At 64.2% G+C, this 23725-nt stretch carries 19 protein-coding genes; 12 read left to right on the plus strand and 7 right to left on the minus strand.

Annotated features, from left to right (window positions below; translation table 11 throughout):
- Positions 1 to 180: 180 nt before the first annotated feature.
- Positions 181 to 2610, minus strand: coding sequence for a penicillin-binding protein 1A (locus CHB99_RS07415; RefSeq protein WP_377696938.1), 2430 nt, complete (start codon positions 2608 to 2610; stop codon positions 181 to 183).
- A 190-nt stretch (positions 2611 to 2800) separates the two neighbouring features.
- Here CHB99_RS07415 and pilM point away from each other — a divergent pair, with 190 nt between their 5' ends.
- The 10 genes from pilM to hemE all read left to right on the plus strand — a co-directional run bounded on the left by pilM (position 2801) and on the right by hemE (position 17354).
- A complete protein-coding gene (gene pilM / locus CHB99_RS07420; protein ID WP_042121212.1) occupies positions 2801 to 3709 on the plus strand; it encodes a type IV pilus biogenesis protein PilM in 909 nt (302 codons plus the stop codon).
- An 86-nt stretch (positions 3710 to 3795) separates the two neighbouring features.
- Entirely contained in the window at positions 3796 to 4248 is a 453-nt protein-coding gene (locus tag CHB99_RS07425; RefSeq protein WP_167335835.1) for a PilN domain-containing protein, read from the plus strand.
- A complete protein-coding gene (gene pilO / locus CHB99_RS07430; protein WP_042121214.1) occupies positions 4245 to 5138 on the plus strand; it encodes a type 4a pilus biogenesis protein PilO in 894 nt (297 codons plus the stop codon). The genes CHB99_RS07425 and pilO overlap by 4 nt, the downstream gene beginning before the upstream one ends.
- A 31-nt stretch (positions 5139 to 5169) precedes the next feature.
- Positions 5170 to 6429 (plus strand): type IV pilus secretin PilQ, encoded by a 1260-nt coding sequence (locus CHB99_RS07435; RefSeq protein ID WP_089266466.1) that lies wholly within the window; start codon positions 5170 to 5172, stop codon positions 6427 to 6429.
- Positions 6430 to 6433: 4 nt separating this feature from the next.
- On the plus strand, positions 6434 to 6952 hold the full coding sequence (aroK, locus tag CHB99_RS07440; RefSeq protein WP_042121217.1) for a shikimate kinase AroK: 519 nt from the start codon (positions 6434 to 6436) through the stop codon (positions 6950 to 6952).
- 100 nt (positions 6953 to 7052) lie between these two features.
- Positions 7053 to 8150, plus strand: a complete 1098-nt coding sequence (aroB, locus tag CHB99_RS07445; protein WP_042121218.1) for a 3-dehydroquinate synthase — start codon at positions 7053 to 7055, stop codon at positions 8148 to 8150.
- A gap of 16 nt (positions 8151 to 8166) precedes the next feature.
- Positions 8167 to 9816, plus strand: coding sequence for an SPOR domain-containing protein (locus tag CHB99_RS07450; protein WP_042121219.1), 1650 nt, complete (start codon positions 8167 to 8169; stop codon positions 9814 to 9816).
- A gap of 371 nt (positions 9817 to 10187) precedes the next feature.
- Complete coding sequence (gene gltB, locus CHB99_RS07460; RefSeq protein WP_042121220.1) at positions 10188 to 14633, plus strand: glutamate synthase large subunit; 4446 nt, start codon at positions 10188 to 10190, stop codon at positions 14631 to 14633.
- A 108-nt stretch (positions 14634 to 14741) separates the two neighbouring features.
- Positions 14742 to 16160, plus strand: a complete 1419-nt coding sequence (locus tag CHB99_RS07465) for an FAD-dependent oxidoreductase (protein WP_042121222.1) — start codon at positions 14742 to 14744, stop codon at positions 16158 to 16160.
- A gap of 129 nt (positions 16161 to 16289) precedes the next feature.
- Positions 16290 to 17354: a uroporphyrinogen decarboxylase gene (gene hemE / locus CHB99_RS07470; protein WP_042121224.1), complete on the plus strand. Its 1065-nt coding sequence runs from the start codon at positions 16290 to 16292 to the stop codon at positions 17352 to 17354.
- Between the two features lie 43 nt (positions 17355 to 17397).
- Here the strand turns inward: hemE and CHB99_RS07475 are convergent, their stop codons facing one another.
- Together CHB99_RS07475 and CHB99_RS07480 are read right to left on the minus strand one after the other, a co-directional pair.
- Complete coding sequence (locus CHB99_RS07475) at positions 17398 to 18273, minus strand: hypothetical protein (RefSeq protein ID WP_052419364.1); 876 nt, start codon at positions 18271 to 18273, stop codon at positions 17398 to 17400.
- Between the two features lie 104 nt (positions 18274 to 18377).
- Positions 18378 to 19223, minus strand: coding sequence for a hypothetical protein (locus tag CHB99_RS07480; RefSeq protein ID WP_052419365.1), 846 nt, complete (start codon positions 19221 to 19223; stop codon positions 18378 to 18380).
- A 163-nt stretch (positions 19224 to 19386) separates the two neighbouring features.
- On the opposite strand from CHB99_RS07480, the gene CHB99_RS07485 reads away from it, so the two are divergent.
- Entirely contained in the window at positions 19387 to 19740 is a 354-nt protein-coding gene (locus tag CHB99_RS07485; protein ID WP_042121226.1) for a YgiW/YdeI family stress tolerance OB fold protein, read from the plus strand.
- Between the two features lie 71 nt (positions 19741 to 19811).
- Here the strand turns inward: CHB99_RS07485 and CHB99_RS07490 are convergent, their stop codons facing one another.
- On the minus strand, positions 19812 to 20111 hold the full coding sequence (locus CHB99_RS07490; RefSeq protein WP_042121227.1) for a DUF3077 domain-containing protein: 300 nt from the start codon (positions 20109 to 20111) through the stop codon (positions 19812 to 19814).
- Between the two features lie 432 nt (positions 20112 to 20543).
- Positions 20544 to 21761, minus strand: a complete 1218-nt coding sequence (locus tag CHB99_RS07495) for an MFS transporter (protein ID WP_428977838.1) — start codon at positions 21759 to 21761, stop codon at positions 20544 to 20546.
- Positions 21762 to 21928: 167 nt separating this feature from the next.
- On the opposite strand from CHB99_RS07495, the gene CHB99_RS07500 reads away from it, so the two are divergent.
- Complete coding sequence (locus tag CHB99_RS07500; protein WP_042121231.1) at positions 21929 to 22816, plus strand: LysR family transcriptional regulator; 888 nt, start codon at positions 21929 to 21931, stop codon at positions 22814 to 22816.
- A gap of 1 nt (position 22817) precedes the next feature.
- Here CHB99_RS07500 and CHB99_RS07505 read toward each other — a convergent pair whose 3' ends face one another.
- Both CHB99_RS07505 and CHB99_RS07510 read right to left on the minus strand, forming a co-directional pair.
- The gene (locus tag CHB99_RS07505) at positions 22818 to 23264 is read right to left on the minus strand and encodes a hypothetical protein (RefSeq protein ID WP_042121233.1); all 447 of its coding nucleotides are present in this window, start codon (positions 23262 to 23264) and stop codon (positions 22818 to 22820) included.
- Between the two features lie 15 nt (positions 23265 to 23279).
- Positions 23280 to 23720 carry a hypothetical protein gene (locus tag CHB99_RS07510; protein ID WP_042121234.1) on the minus strand — a complete coding sequence of 147 codons (441 nt, stop codon included), beginning with the start codon at positions 23718 to 23720 and terminating at the stop codon, positions 23280 to 23282.
- Positions 23721 to 23725: the final 5 nt, after the last annotated feature.

Here is a 23725-nt window from a genome sequence, read left to right on the forward strand (position 1 = left end):
GCTGACGCAGTAAACAAAAAGCCCCGGCTCTCGCGAGCCGGGGCTTTTTGTTTTGGGACCGCTTTGCGGTCCTTCGCGGACAAGCCGCGCTCCTACGGGTGAGGCGTACATTCTGTAGGAGCTGGCTTGTCGTGTGACGAACCACTGCGAAGGGCCGCAAAGCGGCCCCGGTTCCCTGAATCAGAACAGATCCATCGGCGCCGCTTCGTCCGCCGGCAGCGGGCTGCCCGGCGCGCCGCCGTTGCCCAGTTCATTCACCGACGGCGGCGTGTCCTCGGCCTTGAACAGCTCGAAATAGGCATTCGGCGTGCTCGGCGTTGCCGCGCGGCCACTCACCGGGTCGATACGCAGGCTGAGGATGCCTTCCGGCTCGGGCAGTCGATGCTCTGGCTTGTCCTTGAGCGCCGGGCCCATGAAATTCATCCAGATCGGCAGCGCCACGGTGCCGCCGTATTCGCGGCGCCCAAGGGTTTCCGGCTGGTCGAAGCCGGTCCACACGGTGGTCACGTAGTCGGCGTTGTAGCCGGAGAACCAGGCGTCCTTGGACTCGTTGGTGGTACCGGTCTTGCCTGCCAGGTCGTTGCGACCCAGGGCCATGGCGCGGCGCCCGGTACCGCGCTTGATCACGTCCTCGAGCATGCTGGTGAGGATGTAGCTGGTACGGGCATCGATGATCCGTTCGGCGCTCAGCGGCGCCTGCGGCAAGCCGGAAGCTGCCGGCTGGGTATCGGTGACGATCGGCTGGGCTTGCGGCGCGGCGATGCCGGCTTCGGCCTCGTGGCCCGTTGGCACCCGCGCCGGATTGGCGCTGAACAGGGTTTCGCCGTTGCGGCTCTCGATGCGCTCGATCAGGTACGGGCTGATCTTGTAGCCGCCGTTGGCGAAGGTGCTCCAGCCGGTGGCGATTTCCATCGGCGTCAGGGTCGCGGTGCCGAGGGCCAGGGACAGGTTGCGCGGCAGATCCTGCTTGTTGAAGCCGAATTTGGCGATGTAGTCGATGGTGCTGTCCACGCCCATGCTCTGCAGCAGGCGGATCGACACCAGGTTGCGCGACTTGTACAGCGCCTCGCGCATGCGGATCGGGCCGAGGAAGGTGTTGGTGTCGTTCTTCGGCCGCCAGACCTTGTCCAGGTACTCGTCGACGAACACGATCGGTGCATCGTTGACCAGGCTGGCAGCGGTATAGCCGTTATCCAGCGCGGCGCTGTAGACGAACGGCTTGAAGCTCGAACCCGGCTGGCGCTTGGCCTGCATGGCGCGGTTGTAGTTGCTCTGCTCGAAGGAGAAGCCGCCGACCAAGGCGCGGATGGCGCCGCTGTTCGGATCCAGGGTCACCAGCGCGCTTTGCGCACCCGGCACCTGGCTGAAGGTCAGGTGGCCATCGGCGGTGTGGCGCACGCGAATCAGGTCGCCGACCTGCGCGACGTCAGCCGGTTGCAGCGGGGCGCGGCCCTGGCTGTTGGTGTTGAGGAATGGCCGGGCCCATTTCATGGTGTCCCAGGCCACGGTCGCTTCCTCGCCGGAGCGGGTCAGCACGCGCAGGCCGCTCTTGTCGACCTGGGTCACGATGACCGGCTCCAGGCCGCCCATGTTGCGCTGCTTGTTCAGTTCCTGCTGCCAGGCGGCGCGGGTCTTGCCCGGCAGGCGAGACTCGGGACCGCGGTAACCGTGGCGCTGGTCATAGCTGGTGAGGCCGTCGAGTACCGCGTCGTTGGCGATTTCCTGCAGGTTGCTCGGAACCGTCGTGGTCACGCGGAAGCCTTCGGTGTAGGCGTCGCTGCCGTAGCGGCCGACCATTTCGGCGCGGGCCATTTCGGCGATGTACGGCGCGTTCACTTCCGGTGTCGGGACGTGATAGCTGGCATTCAGCGGCTCGGCGAGGGCGGCCTGGTAGCTGGCCTCGTCGATCTTGCCCAGCTTGTACATGCGCCCGAGGATCCAGTCGCGACGCTCCTTGGCGCGGGCCGGGTTGGCCAGCGGGTTGAAGCGCGACGGTGCCTTGGGCAGGCCGGCGATCATCGCCATCTGCGCCAGGCTGATGTCGCGGATCGACTTGCCGTAGTACACCTGCGCCGCCGCTTCGATGCCGTAGGCGCGGTTACCCAGGTAGATCTTGTTGACGTAGAGCTCGAGGATCTCGTCCTTGGTCAGTTCGCGCTCGATCTGCAGGGCCAGGAGGATCTCGTTGGTCTTGCGCGAGAAGCTGCGTTCGCTGCTCAGGAAGAAGTTCTTCGCCACCTGCATGGTGATGGTGCTGCCGCCGGTCTGGATATGCCCGGACTTGAGCAGTTGTGTGGCGGCGCGCATCAGGCTGCTGGGGTCGACGCCGTAGTGATTGAGGAAATTGTCGTCCTCGGCTGACAGCAAAGCCTGAATGAAGTGTGGGGGAATATCCGCAAAACGGATTGGAGACCGCCGCATTTCGCCGAACTCGGCGATCAGCTTGCCGTCACTGCTGTAGACCCTCAGTGGTATCTGCAACTGGATGCTTCGCAGCGCCTCGACCGAAGGCAGGCTGGGACTAAGATACAGAAACGCGCCGCTCAGACCGAGGACGGCTGCGCTAATGACTGCGACGAAAGACCACCAGAAGAACTTCAGCAGGCGTATCAAGGCGTTGGGGTGTCCAGTTGGAGTTTTGAGTTGGGTGCAGGGCCTGACGGGCCGGAAAAAGCGCTCGGCATTATAAGCAATTTTCACTTTCCCGCGTGATTTGCACCCCGGTGTCAAGGTCGGCCATTGCCGCCTTCGCCAGGACGGCGGCGTGCGGCCTCTTTTCAGGACAGGACGAGGAAACAGGATGTTTGGACGCACAGGCGGTAATGCCGGTTCACTGCTGGGGGTGGAAATCGCCTTCGGTACGGTCAGGTTGCTGCAACTGGAGCGCCGCCCGCAGGGGCCGGGTCTGCGTGGCTGGGCCATCGAGCCCTTGCCGCCGGGTGCCCTGGACGACGGGCGGGTGGTGGCGCACGCGGCGGTGGCCGAGGCTCTGGTCAGGGCCCTCGAACGCAGCGGGGCCAGCGTCCGCGAGGTGGCATTGGCTGTGCCGGCTACGGCGGTGATCCAGCGTTCATTGAGGATGCCTCCGGGGCTGGACGAGGATGAAATCGACGAGCGGCTGCGTGACGAAGTCGAGTCGCTCATTCCTTTCGCGGTGCAGGAGGCCGCTCTGGACTATCGGGTGATACCCGGAGCGTCCGGCACTCTCGACGTGGCCTTCACCGCCTGTCGCCAGGAGTGGCTGGACAGCCTGGAAACCGTGATGGGACTGGCCGGCCTGCACGCCCGTATCGTCGATGTCGACAGTCACGCCTGGCAGCGCGTGCTGGGCCGCCAGGCATCGGGCGCGTCCGCCGTGGTGCTGCTGGAGGCGGATGCGTGGGTCTTCCATGGTTTTCGTGCGGATGGCTCGGTGCTTTTCAGCGATCACAGGGTGCCCGCCCAGCCCTATGCGGAGTCTTTGCTGGATTTCGTCGACCTGTGCCTGCTGCGCGAGCCCGGAACGATGCCGGACCAGCTCTGGCTGGCGGGAACCCATGCCCGCCAGGATGGACTGGCCGGACAGCTGCAGCAGTGGCTGGGGATCTCGACCCGGGTCTGCGATCCACTGGCGAGCGTGTTGCCGCCAAGTGGTGAGCGCACCGGTCTGGAGCAGGCCTCACCGCTGCTCGGGGTCGCCTGCGGCCTGGCGCTACGGGGATTCTGCTGATGGGCGAGGTCAATCTTCTACCCTGGCGCGAGTGGCAGCGTTTGCGGGCGGTGCGGCGTTGGCAGGCATCGTTGCTGGGCTGTCTGGTGTCGGGCCTGTTGCTGGCGCTGGTGCTCGCCACGCTGCTCAGTCAGCACCTGGAGCGCTGGCGTACCGATAATCAGGCGCTGGAGACGCGCATTACCGGGCTGGCCGAAGGTCTTGGGCAGGTCGCCGTGCTGCGGGAGCGGGGCGAGGACCTGCAGGTGCAGCTGGACGCGTTGCGCGAGCTGCAGGAGCAGCGCACCTCGGGGAGCGAGCTGCTGTCGACCCTGATGGCGATCGTGCCGGCGGGTGTTCGCCTGGAGGAACTGACGTGGGCGGAGGGCGAACTGCGCCTCACCGGGCTGGCCCGTGCCGGTGCCGATGTCGCGCAACTGCTGCGCCATCTGCGCATGTCGCCCGGGTTGGGCACGGCCGATCTGCAGGCGCTGACCTCGTCATCCGCCGGAGAACGCTTTCGCCTGCTCGCCGGTCGGCGTACCGGGACGGCGCCATGAACCTCTCGCTGATTGATGACGCCGTGGACTGGTCGGCGCTGCTGCGCTGGTCGTGGCTGGCGAAGTCGTTGCTGCTGGCGGTGTGTCTGCTGGCTTTTCCGGTGACGGGTCATGGGATCTGGGGGCGCGAGTGGTATGTGGAAGTCGTTCGGGAGCGGGCTCGCAACGAACAATCGCAGCAGCAATGGCAGACCGGGTCGGCGCAAGTGGAGCGGCTGGCGGCCCACGAGACGAAGAACCGCGAGTTGCAGGACGACCTTGAGCGCCGGCGACGCGAACTGTTCGACGCTGATGGTCTGGCGAGCCTGTTGCAGAGCCTTGCCCGCTCGGGAATGGGGTTGTCGTTCGAACAGGTCGAGGTCCTGGAACCCGAGGTGGGGCCGCATCATGTCCGGCTTCCGCTGCGGGTGCAGGTGCTGGGTGAATACCCGTCATTGAAACGCTTCCTCGCGGAGCTCGCGGGTCTGGACATGCTGGTCACCCTGCATGAGCTGCAGTTGGCGGTGGCGGACGAGCTGTCGCCCGGGGCCTTGCGCCTGCAATTGCAGCTTCATGCCTATCGCGCCCTGGACGTGCAGGCGCTGGCGGACCAGGCGGCACCGGTGTCAGCGCGGCCACGCAATCCGTTCGAGCCTGTCGAGTCCCTGGTCACGGGCGGCGCGAGCTTATCGTTGGAGCAGGCGCGAATGGTGGGGTATCTGCGTGACCGAAAGGGGCAGGTGGCGCTGGTTCGCTGGGGTGACAAGGTCCACCTGTTGCGCGAGGGCGACCCGCTGGGGCCTGGGCGGGTGAGTGCGATCGGTGAAGAGCGGATGGAACTTGTGGGTGCCACGGACGGGGCGGCGGGCATCCCGCGGGTATTGACCCTGCTGTCGCCGGCCAGGGAATGACTGGGTATTAAAGGAGGGATGAATGAACAGGATGTTCATGCTGGTGTTGTGTCTGGTGCTGCTTTTACCGTCGGTCGTCGCCGTTGCGTTGCCAGGCGGGAACGCTGGCAAGCCGTTGTCGCTGAATTTTCAGGATGTCGAGGTCAGGGCCGTGCTGCAGGTACTGGCCGACTTCGTCGGGGTCAACCTGGTGGTCAGCGACGAAGTTCGCGGCAATGTCACCCTGCGTCTGCAGGAAGTGCCGTGGGAGCAGGCGCTGGACACCGTGCTGCGCAGCAAGGGCCTGGGCAAAAGCATGGACGGCAATGTCCTGCTGGTGGCGCCGTTGGCGGAGCTGGCGGATGCCGCCAGGCCGCTGTCGTTTTTCCGGGAGCAGGCGCTGCTCCAGGTCAATCACGCCAGGGCCGCTGACCTCGCCGCATTGCTCCAGCCGCTGCTGGACGCCAACCCGGACGAAGAGCCCTGGGGTGCGATCAGCGTCGATGAACGCACCAATACCCTCGTCACCAGCCAGAACCCGCAACGCCTCGACACGTTGCGCCGGCTCCTGAGACAGTTGGACGTGCCTGCACGGCAGGTGCTGATAGAGGCGCGGATCGTCGAGGCCAATGTCGATTATGAACGTGGTCTGGGTGTGCGCTGGGGCGGCTCCCTGGGCGGTGGCCGGTTGAGCGCCCGGGGCCTGGGTGTGGAGTCGCCGACCTTCGTCGACCTGGGCCTGGATCGCCCGGCGTCGGGTATCGGCTTCGGCCTGATCGGTGACAGCGGCCTGCTCGACCTGGAGCTCAGCGCGATGGAGAAGTCCGGCAACGGCGAAATCATCTCCCAACCCAAGGTGCTCACCGCCGACAAGGAAACCGCACGAATCCTCAAGGGCTCCGAGGTGCCGTACCAGGAATCGGGTGCCAACGGCGCCACATCCATCACCTTTCGCGAAGCCTCCCTGTCGCTGGAGGTCACGCCGCAGATCATGCCGGGCGGTGAGGTGAGCATGCAGGTCAAGGTGACCAAGGATGAGCCGGACTATCTGAATATCCAGGGAACGGTGCCGCCGATCCGCAAGAACGAGGTCAACGCCCGGGTTCGCGTGGGCGATGGCCAGACCATCGTCATCGGCGGTGTTTACTCCACCAGCAAAAGTAATGTGCAGGACAAGGTGCCATTTTTCGGCGATGTGCCGTATGTTGGACGGCTGTTTCGTCGCTCCACCATCCAAGAGAAAAAATCCGAGCTGCTGGTCTTCCTGACTCCGCGTATCATGAGTGACCAGGCGATTGCTGTGAGTCATTGATTCTGTGCGAAATTTGATACTTGTTGGGCCGATGGGTGCTGGCAAAAGCACCATCGGCCGCCTGCTTGCCAAAGAGCTGCGCCTGCCTTTCAAGGATTCCGATAAGGAAATTGAACTGCGCACCGGCGCGAATATCCCGTGGATCTTCGACAAGGAAGGCGAGCCGGGCTTCCGCGACCGCGAGCAGGCGATGATCGCCGAGCTGTGCGCCGCAGACGGCGTGGTCCTGGCCACCGGTGGCGGCGCGGTAATGCGCGACGCCAACCGCAGGGCGCTGCACGAGGGCGGCCGGGTCATCTACCTGCATGCCTCGGTCGAACAGCAGGTCGGGCGTACTGCCCGGGACCGCAATCGTCCCTTGCTGCGTACCGCCAATCCCGAGGAAACCCTGCGCAACCTCCTGGCGCTGCGCGACCCGCTGTACCGGGAGATCGCCGACCTGATCGTGGAAACCGACGAACGGCCGCCACGCATGGTGGTGCTGGATATCCTCGAGCGCTTGCAGAAGTTGCCGCCCCGCTGACGCATGACTATCCTCGGCGACCAGTCATGCCGTGACAGGGCACTTTGTTATCACGCGGGCCAGGATTCGAAGCCCGCGTCTTCGTTCTATGTGGGGATACATGCAGACACTTAAGGTCGACCTGGGCGAACGCAGCTACCCGATCTACATCGGTGAAGGGCTGCTGGAACAAGCTGAACTGCTGGCGCCGCATATTGCCGGCCGGCAGGTCGCCATCGTTTCCAACGAGACCGTCGCGCCCCTGTATCTGGAGCGCCTGAGCAAGACCCTCGGTGCGTACTCGGTGTTGCCGGTGGTGCTGCCGGATGGCGAGGCCCACAAGAACTGGGAAACCCTGCAACTGATCTTCGATGCCCTGCTTACCGCACGGCACGACCGTCGCACCACCGTGGTCGCCCTCGGTGGCGGCGTCATCGGCGACATGGCCGGCTTCGCCGCCGCCTGCTACCAGCGTGGGGTCGACTTCATCCAGGTGCCGACCACCCTGCTGTCCCAGGTCGACTCCTCCGTCGGCGGCAAGACCGGGATCAACCACCCGCTGGGCAAGAACATGGTCGGTGCCTTCTATCAGCCCAACGCGGTGCTGATCGATACCGCCAGCCTGCGCACCCTGCCGCCGCGCGAGCTGTCCGCTGGCCTGGCCGAGGTGATCAAGTACGGCCTGATCTGCGACGAACCCTTCCTCGGCTGGCTTGAGGCCAATGTCGATGCCCTGCGCGGGCTCGATTCCGTGGCCCTGACCGAAGCCATCCGTCGCTCCTGCGCAGCCAAGGCCGCGGTAGTGGGCGCCGATGAGCGTGAGTCCGGGGTACGTGCCACGCTGAACCTCGGCCATACCTTCGGCCACGCCATCGAAACCCAGATGGGCTATGGTGTGTGGTTGCATGGCGAAGCAGTGGCCGCGGGGACGGTGATGGCCCTGGAAATGTCCATGCGCCTGGGCTGGATCAGCCAGCAGGACCGTGACCGCGGCATTCGCCTGCTGCAGCGCGCCGGCCTGCCGGTGGTTCCGCCGCAGGACATGACGCCGGCGCAGTTCATGCAACACATGGCGGTGGACAAGAAAGTACTCGATGGTCGTCTGCGTCTGGTCCTGCTGAGCAAGCTGGGCGAGGCGGTGGTCACCGATGACTACCCGCAAGAGATTCTTCAGGCCACGCTGGCGGCGGATTACCGCGCGATCGTGGCTCAGCTTTGAGGTCGATGAGAGCCCGATGACTAGTTTGCATGCCGACGAGGCCTTTCTCGGCCACTACCAGTTGAATCACGACCCCTTCGCCGCGCGCGTGCCGGGGTTCAAGTTCTTCCCCGCCCAGCGCAAGCCGGTGCTGGGGCAACTGCATCACCTCGCCCGCTACAGCCAGCTGCTGCTGGTGGTGACGGGGCCGCAGGGCAGCGGCAAGACCCTGCTGCGCCAGGCGCTGGTGGCCAGCACCAACAAGCAGTCGGTGCAGAGCGTGGTGATTTCCGCCCGTGGCGCCAGCGATGCCGCCGGTGTGCTGGCCCAGGCGGCGCAGTCGCTGAACGTGGCCAAGGCCGAAGTCCCGGCAATCCTGTCGCAGGTGGTCCAGCTCGGTCTGACCGGCCAGGAAGTCTATCTGCTGGTCGACGATGCGGAACAACTGGGCGAATCGGCGCTCCAAGCGTTGCTGGAACTGGCGGCGGGCACCGCTGAAGGTCGCCCGCACGTGTTCCTGTTCGGCGAGCCATCGCTGATCACCAGCCTGGACGGGCTGGAGATCGAGGAAGAGCGCTTCCACGTCATCGAACTGCAGCCCTACAGCGAAGACGAGACCCGGGAATACCTGGAGCAGCGTCTGGAAGGCGCGGGACGCGGCATCGAAGTGTTCACCGCCGAGCAGATCGCCGACATCCAGCAAAACTCCGAAGGCTGGCCCGGGAACATCAACCAGGTCGCCCGCGATACCTTGATCGAAGCCATGATCGCCAGCCGCTCGACGGTGAAGCGACCATCAGTGGGGTTCTCTATGCCGAAGAAACATGTGCTGGCGCTGTCCGCCGTGGTGATTGTCGCCGTCGGTGCCGCCGTGCTGATGCCGAAGAAGGGCGACCAGCCGAAGACCGGCGCACCCGCCGAGCAGGCGCAATTGCCGCTGGGCCAGGGCCAGCCGGGCAACGCGCAGTCGAACAATGGCGGTCCGGCTATCGAATTCGCCGGCTCGTCGCAGCCGATGCCGCTGCCACTGGTGGGGCAGTCCCAGCCGGTGATGCGCGGTCCGCTGGCGGAAGCCGCGGGCATGAACGAGGGTGAGGAAGGCGGTCCGGCCGGCAATACCGCGCTGCAGCCTCCCACCGTGACCACCACCGCGCCGCCGGAAGGCGCCACGGCCGGTCCTGCACCGACTCCGGCGCAGCCGATCCAGCCGGCGCAGACCCTGGCCTCCGCACAGCCGGTTGCACCGGTTCATCAACCTGCCGCACCTGTCGCCAGCAAGCCGGTTGCACCTGCGCCGAAGCCGGCGGAAGTGGCTGTCGCCAAGCCGGTCGCTCCGGTAGCCAAGCCAGTGGAAAAACCGGCCGCCAAACCGGCTGCCGCTCCTGCCGGCGGAACCTCGGGTGGTGGCTGGTATGCCGCGCAGGCACCGGGCAATTACGTGGTGCAGATCCTCGGCACCAGCTCCGAGGCCACGGCCCAGGCCTACGTGAAGGCTCAGGGTGGCGACTATCGCTACTTCAAGAAAAACCTCCAGGGCAAGCCGCTGTATGTCATCACCTACGGCAGTTTCTCCAGTCGCGATGCTGCACTGAATGCCATCAAGGCCTTGCCAGCCAAGGTCCAGGCTGGTAAACCTTGGCCTCGCACTGTCGCAAGCGTCCAACAAGAGCTCGCTGCGACGCGCTGATAAATAGCCTGATCCAGGTGGCATCCTACCCCCGCCACCTGATCAACCTCTGAATTCACAGGCAGCCTGCTGTGCAAATGCGCGGCAGGCTTTTCTGTCCCAGACTGCCGGCCACAAGCCCGTCTTGCAGTCATGGCTGAAACGCTTCAGACTCAAGCCAAGTCGTTACCACGACACTCGCTTAAAAACATTCAAAAATGCGACATAGATTTTCGATGATTCGTCATCAAATTTGTGGGCTTCCCTGTCGCTGTGCAACAATGGCACCCGTATTGCCCCCGCAAAGCTGGCGTTCGTTCGGCGTGGATGGTAAGTGGTTGAATTAAAAGAGATTTGCCTACTTGAGAGGCGAACCTGGTGAGAAAGTGTCTATGAAAACAGGTCTGTACCATCCCGAAGAGTTCAAGGACAACTGTGGATTCGGTCTGATCGCCCACATGACGGGCGAGCCCAGCCACCACCTTTTGACAACGGCTATCGAAGCCCTGACCTGCATGACCCACCGCGGCGGCATCAACGCCGACGGCAAGACCGGTGACGGTTGCGGTCTGCTGATGCAGAAGCCTGATGCGTTCCTGCGCGCCATCGCCAAGGAAACCTTCAGCACCGAACTGCCGAAGCAATACGCCGTGGGCATGGTGTTCTTCAACCAGGACAGCGCCAAGGCCGAAGCCGCGCGCGAAAACATGAACCGCGAGATCCTCGCCGCTGGCCTGCAACTGGTGGGCTGGCGCAAGGTGCCGATCGACACCAGCGTCCTCGGCCGCCTGGCCCTGGAGCGTCTGCCGCAGATCGAGCAGGTGTTCATCGGCGGCGAAGGCCTGAGCGATCAGGAATTCGCCATCAAGCTGTTCAGTTCCCGTCGCCGTTCCTCGGTGGCCAACGCCGAAGACAGCGACCACTACATCTGCAGCTTTTCGCACAAGACCATCATCTATAAAGGCCTGATGATGCCGGCGGACCTCGCCGCCTTCTATCCGGACCTGGGGGACGAGCGCCTGCAGACCGCGATCTGCGTGTTCCACCAGCGCTTCTCCACCAACACCCTGCCGAAATGGCCGCTGGCGCAGCCGTTCCGCTTCCTCGCCCACAACGGCGAGATCAACACCATCACCGGTAACCGCAACTGGGCCCAGGCTCGTCGCACCAAGTTCGCCAACGAACTGATCCCGGACCTGGAAGAGCTCGGCCCGCTGGTCAACCGCGTGGGTTCCGACTCGTCCTCGATGGACAACATGCTCGAACTGATGGTCACCGGCGGCATCGACCTGTTCCGTGGCGTGCGGATGATCATTCCGCCGGCCTGGCAGAACGTCGAGACCATGGACGCCGACCTGCGCTCCTTCTACGAATACAACTCCATGCACATGGAGGCGTGGGACGGCCCGGCTGGCGTGGTGATGACCGAAGGTCGTCACGCGGTCTGCCTGCTCGACCGCAACGGCCTGCGCCCGGCGCGCTGGGTCACCACCAAGAACGGCTACATCACCCTGGCCTCTGAAATCGGCGTGTGGAACTACAAGCCGGAAGACGTCATCGCCAAGGGCCGCGTGGGCCCGGGCCAGATCTTCGCCGTCGACACCGAGACTGGCCAGATCCTCGATACCAACGCGATCGACGACCGCCTGAAGTCGCGTCACCCGTACAAGCGCTGGCTGCGCCAGAATGCCCTGCGCATCCAGGCCGACCTGAGCGACGACCAGGGCGTGGCCAGCTACGACGCCGACCAGCTCAAGCAATACATGAAGATGTTCCAGGTCACCTTCGAAGAGCGTGACCAGGTCCTGCGTCCGCTCGGCGAGCAAGGCCAGGAAGCGGTCGGCTCGATGGGCGACGACACGCCGATGGCGATCCTCTCGCAGCGCGTGCGTTCGACCTACGACTACTTCCGCCAGCAGTTCGCCCAGGTGACCAACCCGCCGATCGATCCGCTGCGCGAAGCCATCGTCATGTCGCTGGAGATCTGCCTCGGTGCCGAGCGCAACATCTTCCAGGAGTCCCCGGAGCACGCCTCGCGGGTGATCCTCAGCTCGCCGGTGATCTCGCCGGCCAAGTGGCGTTCGTTGATGAACCTCGACCGTCCAGGCTTCGAGCGTCATGTCATCGACCTCAACTATGAAGAAAGCCTGGGTCTGGAAGCTGCCGTGCGCAGCGTCGCCGACCAGGCCGAAGAAGCCGTGCGCGCGGGCAAGACCCTGCTGGTGCTGAGCGACCGTCATATTGCCCCGGGCAAGCTGCCGGTCCACGCTTCGCTGGCCGTCGGCGCGGTACACCACCGCCTGACCGAAAAAGGCCTGCGTTGCGACAGCAACATCCTCGTCGAAACCGCGACTGCCCGTGACCCGCATCACTTCGCCGTGCTGCTCGGCTTCGGCGCCTCGGCGGTGTACCCGTACCTGGCCTACGAAGTGCTGGCCGACCTGATCCGCACCGGCGAAGTGCTGGGCGATCTGGACGAAGTCTTCAAGTACTACCGCAAGGGCATCTCCAAGGGCCTGCTGAAGATCCTGTCGAAGATGGGCATCTCCACCATCGGCTCGTACCGCGGCGCGCAGCTGTTCGAAGCGGTCGGCCTGTCCGAGGAAGTGGTCAACCTGAGCTTCCGTGGCGTCCCGAGCCGCCTGAAAGGCGCGCGCTTCGTCGACATCGAGAGCGAGCAGAAGCTGCTCGCCGCCGAAGCCTGGAGCGCGCGCAAGCCGATCCAGCAGGGTGGCCTGCTGAAGTTCGTCCACGGTGGCGAATACCACGCCTACAACCCGGACGTGGTCAACACCCTGCAAGCCGCCGTGCAGCAGGGCGACTACGAGAAATTCAAGGAATACACCGCGCTGGTGGACAACCGTCCAGTGTCGATGATCCGCGACCTGCTCAAGGTCAAGACCGCCGACCAGGCCCTGGACCTCAGCGAAATCGAACCGCTGCAAGCCATCCTGCAGCGCTTCGACTCCGCCGGTATCTCCCTCGGCGCGCTGTCACCGGAGGCCCACGAAGCACTGGCCGAGGCGATGAACCGCCTGGGCGCGCGCTCCAACTCCGGTGAGGGCGGTGAAGATCCGTCGCGCTACGGCACCATCCGCAGCTCGAAGATCAAGCAGGTCGCCACCGGCCGCTTCGGCGTCACCCCGGAATACCTGGTCAACGCCGAAGTGCTGCAGATCAAGGTGGCCCAGGGCGCCAAGCCGGGCGAGGGCGGCCAGCTGCCAGGCGGCAAGGTCAACGGCCTGATCGCCAAGCTGCGTTACGCGGTACCGGGCGTGACCCTGATCTCGCCACCGCCGCACCACGACATCTACTCGATCGAAGACCTGTCGCAGCTGATCTTCGACCTCAAGCAGGTCAACCCGCAGGCGCTGGTCTCGGTCAAGCTGGTGGCGGAAGCCGGTGTCGGCACCATCGCCGCCGGTGTGGCCAAGGCCTATGCCGACCTCATCACCATCTCCGGTTATGACGGCGGTACCGGCGCTTCGCCGCTGACCTCGATCAAGTACGCCGGCGCCCCGTGGGAACTGGGCCTGGCCGAGACCCACCAGACCCTGCGCGGCAACGACCTGCGCGGCAAGGTCCGGGTGCAGACCGACGGCGGCCTGAAGACCGGCCTCGACGTGATCAAGGCGGCCATCCTCGGCGCCGAAAGCTTCGGCTTCGGCACCGCGCCGATGATCGCCCTGGGCTGCAAGTACCTGCGCATCTGCCACCTGAACAACTGCGCCACCGGCGTAGCCACCCAGAACGACAAGCTGCGCAAGGACCACTACATCGGTACCGTCGACATGGTGGTGAACTTCTTCACCTACGTCGCCGAGGAAACCCGTGAATGGCTGGCCAGGCTGGGCGTGCGCAGCCTCGGCGAGCTGATCGGGCGGACCGACCTGCTGGAAATGCTCCCGGGTGAAACCGAGAAGCAGAAACACCTCGACCTCAGCCCGCTGCTGGGCAGCTCGCACGTGCCGGCCGACAAGCCGCAGTTCTGCGAGGTCGACCGCAACCCGCCATTCGACAAGGGCGTGCTGGCCGAGAAGATGGTGCAGATGGCCCTGCCGGCCATCCGCGATCTGAGCGGCGGCGAGTTCGAACTGGATATCTGCAACTGCGACCGTTCCATCGGCGCGCGGATTTCCGGCGAGATCGCCCGTCTGCACGGCAACCAGGGCATGGCCAAGGCGCCGATCACCTTCCGCTTCAAGGGCACCGCGGGCCAGAGCTTCGGCGTGTGGAACGCCGGTGGCCTGCACATGCACCTGGAAGGCGACGCCAACGACTACGTCGGCAAGGGCATGACCGGTGGCAAGCTGACCATCGTGCCACCTGCCGGCAGCCCGTTCGCCACCCAGGACAGCGCCATTGTCGGCAACACCTGCCTGTACGGTGCCACTGGCGGCAAGCTGTTCGCCGCCGGCACCGCGGGCGAGCGTTTCGCGGTGCGCAACTCCGGTGCCCACGCCATCGTCGAAGGCACTGGCGATCACTGCTGCGAATACATGACCGGTGGTTTTGTCTGCGTTCTGGGCAAGACCGGCTACAACTTCGGCTCCGGCATGACGGGCGGTTTCGCCTACGTGCTGGACATGGACAACAGCTTCGTCGACAAGCTGAACCATGAACTGGTGGAAATCCAGCGGATCACCGGCGAGGCGATGGAGGCTTACCGCAGCCATCTGCACCGCGTGCTGACCGAGTACGTCGAAGAGACCGGTAGTGAATGGGGCCGTGAGCTCTGGGAAAACCTGGACGACTACGTGCGTCGCTTCTGGCTGGTCAAGCCGAAGGCGGCGAGCCTGAAGAACCTGTTGTCCAGCACCCGGGCCAACCCGCAATAACGCAGTTGCAAGCGGCGACCTCGCCCTGCGCGAGGCTCGCCGGCTAAACGTGATCGTCTGGCAGCTTGCAGCGTGAAGCTCGCAACTGCGGTAAAGAGGTTTTGAAAAATGGCTGAACGTCTGAGTAATGACTTCCAGTTCATCGAAGTCGGGCGCAAGGATCCGAAGAAGAAGCTGCTGCGCCAGCGCAAGAAGGAGTTCGTGGAAATCTACGAACCCTTCAAACCCCAGCAGTCGTCCGAACAGGCGCACCGCTGCCTGGGTTGCGGCAACCCGTACTGCGAGTGGAAGTGCCCGGTGCACAACTTCATCCCCAACTGGCTGAAGCTGGTCTCCGAAGGCAATATCCTCGCCGCCGCGGAACTGTCGCACCAGACCAACACCCTGCCTGAAGTCTGTGGCCGCGTCTGCCCGCAGGACCGTCTGTGCGAGGGTGCCTGCACCCTGAACGACGGCTTCGGCGCGGTGACCATCGGTTCGGTGGAGAAGTACATCACCGACACCGCCTTCGCCATGGGCTGGCGTCCGGACATGTCCAAGGTCAAGCCGACCGGCAAGCGCGTCGCCATCATCGGCGCCGGTCCCGCCGGCCTGGGCTGCGCCGACATCCTGGTGCGCGGCGGCGTGACCCCGGTGGTGTTCGACCGGAACCCGGAAATCGGTGGCCTGCTGACCTTCGGCATCCCCGAGTTCAAGCTGGAGAAGACCGTACTGAGCAATCGCCGCGAAGTCTTCAGCGGCATGGGCATCGAGTTCCGCCTGAACACCGAGGTGGGCAAGGACGTGACCATGGAACAACTGCTCGCCGAATACGATGCTGTCTTCATGGGCATGGGCACCTACACCTACATGAAGGGCGGCTTCCCGGGTGAAGACCTGCCGGGTGTGCATGACGCGCTGGACTTCCTGGTGGCCAACGTCAACCGCAACCTGGGCTTCGAGAAGTCGCCGGAAGACTTCGTCGACATGAAGGGCAAGAAGGTCGTGGTCCTCGGCGGCGGCGACACCGCGATGGACTGCAACCGCACCTCCATTCGTCAGGGCGCCAAGGCCGTGACCTGCGCCTACCGTCGTGACGAGGCGAACATGCCCGGCTCGCGCAAAGAGGTGAAGAACGCCAAGGAAGAGGGCGTGAAGTTCCTCTACAACCGCCAGCCGATCGCCATCGTCGGCGAAGACAAGGTCGAAGGCGTCAAGGTGGTCGAGACCCGTCTCGGCGAGCCGGATGCCCGTGGCCGTCGCAGCCCCGAGCCGATCCCGGGTTCCGAAGAGATCATCCCGGCCGACGCCGTGGTCATCGCCTTCGGTTTCCGTCCGAGCCCGGCGCCGTGGTTCGAGCAGTTCGACATCCAGACCGACAGCCAGGGCCGTGTCGTCGCGCCGGAGCAAGGCAAGTTCAAGCACCAGACCAGCAACCCGAAGATCTTCGCCGGTGGCGACATGGTCCGCGGTTCCGACCTGGTGGTGACGGCGATCTACGAAGGCCGCAACGCCGCTGAAGGGATCCTCGATTACCTGGGCGTCTGATTTGCCGCCCGGGCACTACAACAAAAACTATTGACCCAGGGCATCCTGATAGACAAAAGGCACGGTAACCACCGTGCCTTTTCTTTGTCCGTCTGAGAAAATGCCCGCACTTTTTTTCCGGATGCCGACATGACTGCCTTGAAGAACGATCGTTTCCTGCGCGCCCTGCTCAAGCAACCCGTAGACGTCACCCCGGTGTGGATGATGCGCCAGGCCGGCCGCTACCTGCCGGAATACCGCGCCAGCCGCGCCAAGGCCGGTGATTTCATGAGCCTGTGCATGAACCCGCAGTTCGCCTGCGAAGTGACCCTGCAGCCGCTGGACCGCTACCCGCTGGACGCCGCGATCCTCTTCTCCGACATCCTCACCATTCCCGACGCCATGGGCCAGGGCCTGTACTTCGAGACCGGCGAAGGCCCGCGTTTCAAGAAAGTGGTGAGCACCCTGGCCGACATCGAGGCCCTGCCGATCCCAGATCCGCAAAAAGACCTCGGCTACGTCATGGACGCGGTCAGCACCATCCGCCGCGAACTGAACGGCCGCGTGCCGCTGATCGGTTTCTCCGGCAGCCCGTGGACCCTGGCCACCTACATGGTCGAAGGCGGCTCGTCGAAGGACTTCCGCAAGACCAAGGCCATGCTCTACGACAACCCGCAGGCCATGCACCTGCTGCTGGACAAGCTGGCGCAGTCGGTCACGTCCTACCTCAACGGCCAGATCCAGGCCGGCGCGCAGGCGGTGCAGATCTTCGACACCTGGGGCGGCAACCTGTCGGCGGCGGCTTACCAGGAGTTCTCCCTGGCCTACATGCGCAAGATCGTCAGCGGCCTGATCCGCGAACACGACGGGCGCAAGGTGCCGGTGATCCTCTTCACCAAGAACGGCGGCCTGTGGCTGGAAAGCATCGCCGAAGCCGGTGCCGATGCACTGGGTCTGGACTGGACCTGCGAGATCGGCGACGCCCGCCGCCGCGTGGGTGACAAGGTCGCCCTGCAGGGCAACATGGACCCGACCGTGCTCTACGCCAAGCCCGAGGCCATCCGCGCCGAAGTCGCGCGCATCCTCGCCAGCTACGGCCATGGCACTGGCCATGTGTTCAACCTCGGCCACGGCATCACCCCGGAAGTCGATCCGGAGCATGCCGGTGCGTTCATCAACGCGGTGCATGAGCTGTCGGCGCAGTACCACGCCTGAGCCTCGGCTTGATTGAGGAATGCCGCCCTTTCGGGCGGCATTTTCATTTTGGCTGGGCGGCGACCTGCCCGTCGTGGGTGGTCGTCGGCATGGGTGGCTGCACGGCCTGGTCCTTTGGCGAGTAGTAGAAGACCGGGTTTTGCTTCAGCTCGAGCCTGACGATTGGAATGAACTTGCCGGTGGCCCGGATGAAGTTCTCCTGCATCTGCCGGGCTTGTTCGAGGTATTCGGTGTCGTACGTATAAAACAGCGCTTCGAGGGGCAATTGCGTGGGGACGTCCTGGGGCCAGGGAGCGATCACTACTTCGTTGTACATGCTGCGTCCGCTGCTGGGAGGCGGAAAGTGCTCGCGTACCTCAATGCTGAACTGGAACCACTGTGTCGTCGGCTCGAAGTAGCAAGCCTTACTGCGGCCGTACTCGGCGTAGTGGGCCTGCCATGTGGGGATATCGACGACGCCGCTGAGATGGCAAGGTAGTGGAAACTCCTCGGTACCGCAGCTCTCGATGCGGCTACTGGTGGCGGCATCGGACGGGAACACGCAGCGGACCGTGAGCGGCTGCTCGGTGGAGGCGCCCAGTTCGCGCATGATCAGGCCCACGTTGTTGGCGAGGACAGTATTGCCGACGTCGGCACGGATATAGGAAAAGGACACGCCCTTGCGCGCGACATCTCGTGGGTTCGGATTCCAGAAGGCCGGATCGGACGGCTCGCTGATGCCGCGAACCAACACCCCATTGCAGTTGATGGCGGCACTGCCATCCGGGCAAGCCGCCCGGGTGTCGTCGAAGCGTTGCTGCAGGCGGTGGACTACGCTGCGTCCCGGGTCCTCGACACTGAAGGCCGGTGAAGCTTGCAGGCCCAGCCAAATGGCGACCAGGGCCAGACCATGACGGGTGGATGTGAACACGGTGGACATGGCTTTTTCTCGCGCTGCTTCGAAATGGGTTGGGAAACCATCAAACCACTCGGTTCTTGGCAAGCACAGCTGACAGAAGTATCAGGTAGCGCGGTCGTCATCTTTCAGTCGCCAGTGCCCTGCGACCCGGTCATTCGAGGCGGCTGCACGGCCTGGTCCTTCGGCGAGTAGTAGAAGACCGGATCCCGGGTCAGTTCGACCCTGACCACGGGAATGAACTTGCCGGTGGCACGGATGAAGCTGTCCTGCATCTGCCGGGCCTTGTCCACTGCGTCGCCGGAGTAATACAGGGCCTCGATCGGCAGTCGCTCGGGAATGTCCTGGGGCCAGGGCTCGATGATGATTTCGTTCCAGAAAGCCCGCAGCCCAGGATGTGGGAAGTGTCGCCGCGCCTCGATGCTGAAATGGAACCACTGGGCATCCGGTTCGAAGTAGCAGGAGCCGGTCCCGGTGTATTGGGCGAAGTGGGCTTGCCAGGTAGGGATATCGGTGATGCCGCTCAGGTGACAGGGCAGTGGGAACTGCTCGGTACCGCAGCTTTCGATCCGGCTGTCGGTTCCGGCGTTCGCCGGGAATGCACAGCGAACGACAAGGGGTTGCTCGGTCGGCGCGTGCAGTTCCCGCATGATCAGGCCCGCATCACCGGCCAGCCGCTCGTTGCCGACATCGGCGCGGATAAAGGAGAACGACACGCCCTTGCGTGCGACGTTCTCCGGGCTGGGGTTCCAGAAGGTGGGATTGGACGGGTCGCGAATGGCGCGAATGATCACGCCGCTGCAGTTGTACGCGGCGCTGCTGTCCTCGCATTGGGCGCGGGTGTCGTCGAAGCGTTGCTGCAGACGGTGGACTACGCTGCGTCCCGGGTCTTCGGCGCTGATCGCGGGATCGGATTGCAGGCCAGGCAGGGTGGCGAGCAGCAATAACAGGTAGCGAAGGAGAGTGGGGAGCATGGTTTTCCTCATTTTCGAGGAGGGCATGGCCCGGGAGATCATCAGGCCATGTGCGCCATGGCTGGCACAACTGGCAGAAATAACAGGTAGGACCGCGGGTTAAGTTTGAATTCAGCCTCCCCGGGTAATCTGATCCCATCAAAACCCATACAGGATCAGCACCATGAAAATTCGTTACCTCGCCCTCGTTCTCGCCCCGCTGTTCAGCACCGCCGCCCTGGCCGCCGGCACCGGCTATACCGGCCCGGGCGCGCAAGCGGTGACCACCGTGGCCGCGGCCAATGACGCCGCCGACGATACCCCGGTGGTGCTCACCGGCTACGTGATCAAGAAGATCAACAACGACGACAAGTACGAGTTCAAGGACAACACCGGGACCATCACCGTGGAGATCGACAACGAGGATCTGCCGCCGGTGGCGTTCAATGACAAGACCAGGGTCAAGCTGACCGGCGAGGTGGAGAAGCACCTGATGTCGCGGGAAGTGGATGTGGATCTGGTCGAGATCGTGAACTGACAGCAAGCCTCAAGACACTGCGGTCGGCGTGGGAGCGGACTCATCCGTTCCCACGCCGACCGCAGTGCGATTTAGCTCATTGGCTGTTTCCAGCCTTCCTGCTCCAACCCCTCCAGCAACGCATCCACCAGGCCTTTCGCGGCTTCCACGGCATGCATGGTCAGCCAGGGAAAGCAGTTGGTGTCCGAGTCCGGGCTGAGGGATTGCTGGGCCGATTCGTAGGCGCAACGCAGGAACATCGAGGTGTGCACCAGCGCACTGTGCGGGTCGATGTCGGCGTTGACGGAGAACAACGGCGGATGGGTGGGACATTCGCCGAAGGCTCGGCTGCAGGTGGGTGAAAGGGGTGGATCGGGGACGATTTTCTTCATTGGCGTGTCTACTCGGTTCGGGCCTCCAGCCTTTCGTTTCCACACGAAAGGGTGGCAGCTGTACGCGGGGTGGAAAACCGAGCGAGTAGGAACCCGGCAGACCCGAAGGTCTCCCGCGCACAGCCGCCATAGACGGACCTAACTCGATGAAGCCAAGGTTTCCACACCCCGGTCGCCAACCATTTGGCGACCGCAAAAGCCTAGAAGGAGTGGTTTCCATGGGCAAGGAAGCCAGGACCGACAGATTGCGTAGGGTACGTCCTAGGATTTTTGGGTTCCACAAACTTTGTGTTTGCGGGTGTCTGGAATGGGCCTGCTGCGCAGGCCTTCGCGGGCAAGCCACGCTCCTACAGGGACCGCGCAATCCACCGTAGGAGCGTGGCTTGTCGTGTGACGAACCACCGCGAAGGACCGCAAAGCGGTCCCCGACAACTACGCCGTCTTCGGCGGCAACTTGCTCAGATACACCGCCACCCCCAGCGCCACCACTAGCAAGCTGCCGATGAACAGGCCAATGCCGTTCCACCCGCCGTAATGCCAGAACACCCCGCCTGCCGTCCCCGCCACGCTCGACCCGGCGTAGTAACTGAACAGGTACAACGACGACGCCTGCCCCTTGGCCTTGAACGCGCGGCGGCCGATCCAGCTGCTGGCCACCGAGTGCGCGCCGAAGAAGCCGAAGGTGAACACCAGCATGCCGACGATCACCAGCGGCAACGCGGTGAACAGGGTCAGCAGCATGCCGCCGAACATCAGCACGATGGTGCCCCAGAACACCCGACGCCGACCCAGCCGGTCAGCCAGTGCGCCGATCTGCGCCGAGCTGTAGATGCCCGACAGGTAGACGATCGACAGCAACCCCACCAACGCCTGGCTCATGTGATACGGCTCGGCCAGCAAGCGATAGCCGATGTAGTTGAACAAGGTGACGAAGGCGCCCATCAGCAGGAAGGCTTCGAGAAACAGCCACGGCAAACCGGCATCGCGAAAGTGCAGGAGAAAACCGTCGAGCAGGCTGCGCGGGTTCATCGAGCGCGCACGGAAGTTGCGCGACTCCGGCAGCACCTTCCAGAACAGCGCCGCCGCCAGCAGGGCCAGGCCACCGATCACCAGCATCGCCGTGTGCCAGCTGACGAAGTCGATCAGTACCCCGGTGATCAGCCGCCCGCTCATCCCGCCAATGGCGTTGCCACCGATATACAGCCCCATGGCCAGGCCGATGTGCTGCGGATGGATCTCCTCGCTCAGGTAGGTCATCGCCACCGCCGCCAGCCCGCTCAGCGACAGGCCCACCAGCGCGCGCATCGCCAGCACCCCTTCCCAGGTCGGCATCAAGGCGCTGGCGAGGGTGCTCAGGGCCGCGCAGAACAGGGCGAAGACCATCACCGGCTTGCGCCCGATGCGGTCGGAAATCGGCCCGGTGATCAACAGCCCGAAGGCCAGCAGCCCGGTGGACACCGACAGCACCAGGCTGCTCTGCGCCGCGTTGATGGCAAAGTCGCGGGACAGCAGCGGCATCATCGGCTGCACGCAGTAGAGCAGGGCGAAGGTGGCAAAACCGCCACAGAACAGCGCCAGCACCGTGCGCATGAACGCCGGGGTGCCTTTTTCGATCCAGGTTTCTTTCAGGTTGGCGGCAACGTCGGCCACCGCTTGCGGGGGAAGATCATGAACGTGGGGCGCTACAGCAGTTTTCACGGGAACCTCGGCGGGGTGCGGCCTCGGGAGCAACTGAAAAAATCATATAGCTGGCTAATGATCATTTCCAATATATTGTTCGACCTGTTTAAGACGTTTGGCGACTTATTGGAGCGCTTATGGAGTTACGCCACCTGCGGTATTTCATCGCCGTCGCCGAAGAGCTGCATTTCGGCCGGGCCGCGCAGGCCCTGGGGATTTCCCAGCCACCCCTGAGCCAGCAGATTCAGGCCCTGGAGCAGGAGCTGGGCGCCCGCCTGTTCGAGCGCACCAACCGACGAGTGGAGCTGAGCGAGGCGGGCCGGCTGTTTCTCGAAGAAGCCCGCCAGGTGCTGGCGCAGGTGGACAAGGCCGCCGACGTGGCGCGTCGCGCGCAGTTGGGCGAACTGGGCGAGATGAAGATCGGCTTCACTTCGTCGGCGCCGTTCAACTCAAGCATTCCCAAGGCGATCTACAGCTTCCGCCAGCGGTTTCCCGCCGTGCACCTGAATCTCAAGGAAATGAGCAGCCGTGACGTCGCCGAAGCGCTGCTCGACGAACGCATCGAGGTCGGCCTGATGCGGCCGTTGCCGCTGCCGGACAGCCTGGTCGCCACCGAGCTGTTTCGCGAGCCGCTGGTGGCCGTGCTGAATGCCGATCACCCGCTGGCACGGGGAACGGAACAGGACCTGCACCTGGCGGCACTGGCCAACGAGCCCTTCGTGTTCTTCCCGCGCAGCTATGGCAGCGGCCTGCATGCGCAGTTGCTGAGCCTGGCGCGGCAAGCCGGGTTCACCCCGCATTTCGCCCAGGAGGCGGCGGAGGTGATGACCATCATCGGGCTGGTTTCGGCGGGCTTGGGGGTGTCGGTGCTGCCGGCGTCGTTCCAGCGCATGCGTATCGACGGTGTGGTCTATCGCACGCTGCTGGATGCCGACGCCGACACCGCGGTGTGGCTGGTACAGCGGCGGGAGCAGGGCTCGGCGATGGCGGATGCCTTCGTCGAGCTGCTGACCCGCAAGGCCTGAATCAGTCGACGCGGGACAGGTCGCCCTTGAGCGCGACACCGCCGATGAATGCGCCGGCGTGGCATTCATAGGTGGTGGCGTCCTTGCGTTCGTTCTTCTTGTAGTAGCTGACGATATTGGTCACGGCGTTGGCGTTCACCCGCTTCGCCGCCTCCTGAAGGGTCAGCAGCGCGCCTTGCAGGGCCCACTCGCATGCTTCCTCGTCGCTCTTGTTGAAGGCGTTGGTCTTCTTGTTGGTCGACACGCCCGGGGTCACCACGCTGACCTTGCCCTTGGGCTGCACACCGGCCAGGTAGAACTTGAGCGACTTGTCGAGCTTGCCCTCGTTGTACATCTGCTGCACGACCTTCTCGAACGGCAGGTACAGCGCGGTATCGCGGGCCTGGCTGAGGCCGGGCAGGGCGCAGAGCATGAGGGCGGCGGTGGCGGTCCAGGTCTTCAGACGCATGGTTTCATTCCTTGATCAGTGATTGTTCGAGCGTTGTTCGTTGACGGCGCGCTGCACCATGCGATTGGTCTCGATGCGCTGCAGTTCGCGCATGATGCTTTTGTCGAGGTTGTACACCCAGCGGTTGTAGTTGCGATGGATCTTGCCGTTGTTGTAGTCCAGGCCCCGGCTGTCGCGGTAGTCGATGCGGAAGTTGCTCAGGCTGTAGCGGATATCCACCGCGGCGTAGAAGGTGTTGCGCACGGTGATGTCGGCCTGGACCAGGCCCGGCACCACATTGCGCGCGGTCCAGCCGCGCTCGGCCACGGCCTGGAGGATGGCGCGCTGGATATCGTCGTTGCTGTACGAATGGCCGACCACCAGCAGTTCCTTGGGCGCCATCACCGGCTTCGAGGTACAGCCCGCCGCGAAGGCCAGCGCCAGGCCCAGCAGGGCCATGCGAATCATCGAAGACATTCCTT

Origin of the sequence: Pseudomonas japonica (assembly GCF_900188455.1) — a bacterium.
In the GTDB taxonomy this organism is placed as follows: domain Bacteria; phylum Pseudomonadota; class Gammaproteobacteria; order Pseudomonadales; family Pseudomonadaceae; genus Aquipseudomonas; species Aquipseudomonas japonica.

Bases quoted from the DNA above. Each gene is read 5' to 3' on its own strand.
- CHB99_RS07465 (WP_042121222.1), top strand. From the start codon at position 14,742: ATGGCTGAACGTCTGAGTAATGACTTCCAGTTCATCGAAGTCGGGCGC.
- CHB99_RS07480 (WP_052419365.1), bottom strand. From the start codon at position 19,223: ATGCTCCCCACTCTCCTTCGCTACCTGTTATTGCTGCTCGCCACCCTG.
- CHB99_RS07475 (WP_052419364.1), bottom strand. From the start codon at position 18,273: ATGTCCACCGTGTTCACATCCACCCGTCATGGTCTGGCCCTGGTCGCC.
- pilM (WP_042121212.1), top strand. From the start codon at position 2,801: ATGTTTGGACGCACAGGCGGTAATGCCGGTTCACTGCTGGGGGTGGAA.
- CHB99_RS07485 (WP_042121226.1), top strand. From the start codon at position 19,387: ATGAAAATTCGTTACCTCGCCCTCGTTCTCGCCCCGCTGTTCAGCACC.
- hemE (WP_042121224.1), top strand. From the start codon at position 16,290: ATGACTGCCTTGAAGAACGATCGTTTCCTGCGCGCCCTGCTCAAGCAA.
- CHB99_RS07505 (WP_042121233.1), bottom strand. From the start codon at position 23,264: ATGCGTCTGAAGACCTGGACCGCCACCGCCGCCCTCATGCTCTGCGCC.
- aroB (WP_042121218.1), top strand. From the start codon at position 7,053: ATGCAGACACTTAAGGTCGACCTGGGCGAACGCAGCTACCCGATCTAC.
- CHB99_RS07500 (WP_042121231.1), top strand. From the start codon at position 21,929: ATGGAGTTACGCCACCTGCGGTATTTCATCGCCGTCGCCGAAGAGCTG.
- pilO (WP_042121214.1), top strand. From the start codon at position 4,245: ATGAACCTCTCGCTGATTGATGACGCCGTGGACTGGTCGGCGCTGCTG.
- CHB99_RS07450 (WP_042121219.1), top strand. From the start codon at position 8,167: ATGACTAGTTTGCATGCCGACGAGGCCTTTCTCGGCCACTACCAGTTG.
- CHB99_RS07435 (WP_089266466.1), top strand. From the start codon at position 5,170: ATGTTCATGCTGGTGTTGTGTCTGGTGCTGCTTTTACCGTCGGTCGTC.
- CHB99_RS07510 (WP_042121234.1), bottom strand. From the start codon at position 23,720: ATGTCTTCGATGATTCGCATGGCCCTGCTGGGCCTGGCGCTGGCCTTC.
- CHB99_RS07490 (WP_042121227.1), bottom strand. From the start codon at position 20,111: ATGAAGAAAATCGTCCCCGATCCACCCCTTTCACCCACCTGCAGCCGA.
- gltB (WP_042121220.1), top strand. From the start codon at position 10,188: ATGAAAACAGGTCTGTACCATCCCGAAGAGTTCAAGGACAACTGTGGA.